The 3,361-nt window shown below is 65.0% G+C and carries 2 protein-coding genes and 1 pseudogene; all 3 read right to left on the bottom strand.

Translation table 11 applies throughout. The features are described 5' to 3' along the window. Positions 1-161: 161 nt before the first annotated feature. Positions 162-350: pseudogene (locus tag CIC12_RS04990) on the bottom strand (FCD domain-containing protein); the annotation flags it as partial. Between the two features lie 58 nt (positions 351-408). Continuing rightward, positions 409-2,241: a diguanylate cyclase domain-containing protein gene (locus CIC12_RS04985; protein ID WP_168662717.1), complete on the bottom strand. Its 1,833-nt coding sequence runs from the start codon at positions 2,239-2,241 to the stop codon at positions 409-411. Further along, complete coding sequence (locus CIC12_RS04980; RefSeq protein WP_342030503.1) at positions 2,241-3,263, bottom strand: extracellular solute-binding protein; 1,023 nt, start codon at positions 3,261-3,263, stop codon at positions 2,241-2,243. The genes CIC12_RS04985 and CIC12_RS04980 overlap by 1 nt, the downstream gene beginning before the upstream one ends. Positions 3,264-3,361 lie beyond the last annotated feature (98 nt).

Genomic DNA, 3,361 nt, shown 5'->3' with positions numbered 1-3,361 from the left:
GACTTCGTGCGCGTGACGATGCTCGACACGCTGCCGGTGCCGCGCGCGACTTATCGCAGCGGGACGCGGATCGTTTGATGAGGTGAATGGAAAGCGCGCCGCGCGACGCGGGGCGCCCGCAAGCGCCGCATACCGAACGTGTGCTCGTGTCGCCTGCTGCCTCACGTCGACGACGGCACGCGCTCCGGCTCGTCCGCGTCGAACCACGCGCGGTTACATTCGGCGATCGGTCCGGGCGACATCAGAATCTCGCGCAGATGGCGGCGCATCGCGTCCTTGGCGGCGCTCGGGTCATGCGCGCGCAAGCCGGTCAGAATCCTGGCGTGCTGCTTGATCAGCAGATCGAGCGGCGGCGAAGGCGTGAACCGCTACGGCAGGCGCTTCAGTGCATCACGCTTGTCAGCCGCCTCAAGCGGTCGGTTCGGACTCGCGCCCTTGCGTCGCGCCTTCGCTAGCCCGCGTTCGCGCGAACGCAGCCCGCTCGACTTCCTCGGCCTGTTCGCGCCGGCGTGCTTCGAGCACATCCTGATAGCGCAGATACGCACACCGCCCGCCGGATTTGGCCGCGTACATCGCCGCGTCGGCATTGAGCAGAAGTTCCTCGGCCGTGCCGCTGTCGTCCGGAAACTGGCTGATGCCGATGCTCGCGCCCACCGTCATGCTATGCCCGTCGATCAGCAGCGTTTCGTTCAATGCGTCCATCATGCGCGCGGCGATGCCGGGCGCGGCCTGGGCGACACGCGGCCCTTCGATCAGCACGATGAACTCGTCGCCGCCGAGCCGCGCCACCACGTCCGCGGCACAGAGCACCTGCTTCAGGCGCCGCGCCACTGCAACAAGGACCTTGTCGCCGACCGAGTGACCGAACTGGTCGTTGATCTGCTTGAAACGGTCGAGGTCGACGAATAGCACGGCAAGCCCCGCGTCGTGCAGCTTCGCCTCCTCGATCGCGCTTTCGAGCTTCTGCATGAACAGCATGCGATTCGGCAATCCGGTCAGCACGTCGTGCGTGGCGAGGTGCACAAGCTCGCGCTGCTTCGCGTGCAGCGCGTCCATTTGCGCCTTGATCTCGCGGCGCAGACGATCGAAGCAGCGCGCGAGCACGCCGATCTCGTCGGTGCGTTTGAGCGGCAGCGTGTTCATCGCGTGTTCGGCGAACAGGTGCGTCGCCGCGTGCGCAAGCAGTTGCAGAGGTTTGGTCACGGCGCGCGCGAACAGAATCGCCAGCAGCACCGCGAGGCCGCTGAAGATCAGCACCATGCGGATGATCTGGTTGCCGAGCAGATGCGCGCCCGACAACACGTCGTCGAGCGGCTTGGCAAGGCCCAGCACCATGAAGCGGGTGCCCTCGGAGCCGCCGAACGGCCTGCGCACGAATGCGAGCACCTGGCCGGCTGCCTGTTTCGGCCGCGCAAGGCCGTTCGCCAGCACTTCGTTGTGCGCCTGCTCGAACAGGGGTCTCGTCACCGGGAAGCTGTCCTGCATCAGCACGCGCCGCCCGCGATCGAAGCCGAACGTTTTAGACGCGTCGGGATGAACCAGGAAGTCGCCCCATTCGTTGGCGAGATAGACCTGATAGTCGCTCGGCAAATCGCTCTGCAAGCGCTTGAGCATACCGGCGAGATCGACGTCGATCACGACCACGCCGACCACGTTGCCATTCGCATCCGCGATCGGCGTGCCGAGCCGCAGCGTCGGCTTGCCCTCGGCGCCATGTGTGCCGTACTCGTGATTGACCGAAATCGGCGACGTGTAAATGCGCCCGGGCGCAAACGCCAGCGTCTCGAACACGTACGCGAACTGGCCTTTTTCCTGCAGCTTGCTGCCTTCCACTCGCACGAGGCCGTCCGCGTCGCGATCGAAGCGGATCAGTTCGAGCCCGTAATGCTGCCGCGTGATCAGCCGGATTTGCAGGTACTCGTGGTGATGCACCATGAAGCTCGAATAGACCTGCGCGAGCCGCTCGCGTCCGGCGTTCGCGCCGAAGCCGTCGTCGCTTTGCGCGACGCCCGCCGACGATGGCATGGTCGCGAGCACCAGCGCGTCGGCGCCCACATCGTCGATCGACGCGGCAAAGCGCTGCCCCAGCAGTTCCGTCGACGTCAGCAGGCTGCGCTCGGCTTCGTTGACCAGCATCGTGCGATTGGCGTGATACGCGTAATAGCCGGTCGCGCCGGACGCGAGCACGCCGATGCATGCAAGGAGCACCGATAGCTTGGAGGTCAAGCCGGGCCGTAACATCAGAACCGCTCCGAGCGGTCGCCGGACACGATGCGGGTCCACAGCTCCTCGCGCCGCTGTATATCTTCCACCGGGCCGATCCAGACGATGTGCCCGGTGCCGCTGTTTTCCACCGGCGCCGTCAGCGTGTTGGCGAGTCCCTGGCGTTGCGTGAGCAGCGCGCTCACGTCCGGTTCGAGCATGTAGTTGATCCATGCGAGCGCGAGCGGCCGGTCGCTCGCCGCGCGCGTCATCGACCAGCAATCGAGCCACGCGAGCACGCCCTCGTCGGGAATCACGTAGCCGACGTCCGCGCCCGCACGGCGCAGCAATTCGACCTGCTGTGTGCCGTAATTGCCGAACATCAACGCAACCTTGTGGTGGATGAAGAATGCGGTCGCTTCTTCGGGCAACGTGTAATAGGTCAACAGATTGCGGCGCAGATCGACGAGCTTGTGGGCGATCGTGCGCATTTGCGCGGCGTCGAGCCGAAATGGATGCGGATAGCCGAGCGCCAGTGCCGTGAACGAGAAGTTGTGCTGGGCGCTGTTGAAGTCGAGCACCTTGCCGCGGTACTGCGGATTCCACAACTCGCGCATCGAATGCGGCGCGACCGGAATCTGCCTACGGTCGTAGATGAGCCCCATCGACGAATACGTGAACGGGATCGCGTAGACCTTGCCCGCCGAGGTCAGTCCTTCAATCGAGCCCAGCGCCTGAAAACGTGGCAATTGTTTTTTTGTGTTCGGCAGGCTCGCCAGATCGAGCGGCGCCAGCAGATTTGCCTGCGTATAGCGGCGGATTTCAGCGGTATTGGCGGCGAGCACATCGAAAGGCGGCGCGCCTTTTGCATGCATCTGGGCCCACAGCGCCTCGTCGGAGTCGACCAGTGTCACTTCGACCTTCACCTCGTAGCGCTGCTCGAACGCCTGCACCACGTCGGCGTCGGCGTAACCCGGCCATGCGAGAACGCGCAGGACTTTCTCCGCGGCGTGAACGGGCGCGGGCAGCCAGAAGCCCGCACCGCACGCGACGCCGAGCACAAGCGTCAATGCGGCGCGTAAGACGCCACGGTGCAGTAAATGCGCGCGTGCCAAGGCGGAAGCGACTGCAACTCGCCGTTGAAAGAACTGTTTAAAAC

This window comes from Paraburkholderia sp. SG-MS1 (assembly GCF_012275575.1).
Taxonomy (GTDB): Bacteria; Pseudomonadota; Gammaproteobacteria; order Burkholderiales; family Burkholderiaceae; genus Paraburkholderia.
The sequence above is the reverse complement of the archived record's forward strand: the minus strand, read 5'-3'. Positions and strand labels throughout refer to the sequence as shown.